Below are 703 nucleotides of genomic sequence, written 5' to 3'. Positions count from 1 at the left end.
AGAGTGGCGAAAAAGCAAAAAAGGTGTTGACAGTTGGGGCACCATTTGGTATAGTAATCAAGCGCCTCACGGACAGGCCATTTCGCAAGAAGCGGCCACGAGCTCCGGTTGGTTGGGACAACAGCCCCGACAAAAAAACCTGAGAAAAAAGTCTTGACAAAGCGCTGTACCGCGTGGTACAATAACATTCCTCCCGCCGCGACCGAGCGGTGTGCACCTTGTAAATTAAACAATATGACAAAAATACACGAAGCACCAAAACGGACACAAACCGTCTGGTCCGCGCAAGTGGATTAGATGGTATTTTTAATTACTTGAAGCTAGATTAAATAGTTTCGGTAAGATGATTTGAGCAGGCTCGCAAGAGTTTGTTTAGATACCATTTTATTGAGAGTTTGATCCTGGCTCAGGATGAACGCTGGCGGCGTGCTTAACACATGCAAGTCGAACGGAACACCCTTAAGAGAGATTTCGGTCAATCGAGAGGAATGTTTAGTGGCGGACGGGTGAGTAACGCGTGAGTAACCTGCCTTGGAGTGGGGAATAACAGTTGGAAACGACTGCTAATACCGCATGAAGCAATTAGGTCACATGGCCTTGATTGCCAAAGATTTATCGCTCTGAGATGGACTCGCGTCTGATTAGCTAGTTGGTAGGGTAACGGCCTACCAAGGCGACGATCAGTAGCCGGACTGAGAGGTTG

Annotated in this window: 1 rRNA gene; it reads left to right on the top strand. The window is 47.8% G+C overall.

The annotated features are described in order from the left end of the window. Positions 1–383: 383 nt before the first annotated feature. Positions 384–703: ribosomal RNA gene (locus tag RR877_RS10665) — 16S ribosomal RNA — on the top strand; the annotation flags it as partial.

The organism is Aurantimicrobium sp., assembly GCF_036667855.1.
GTDB lineage: Bacteria > Actinomycetota > Actinomycetes > Actinomycetales > Microbacteriaceae > Aurantimicrobium.
The sequence above is the reverse complement of the archived record's forward strand: the minus strand, read 5'-3'. Positions and strand labels throughout refer to the sequence as shown.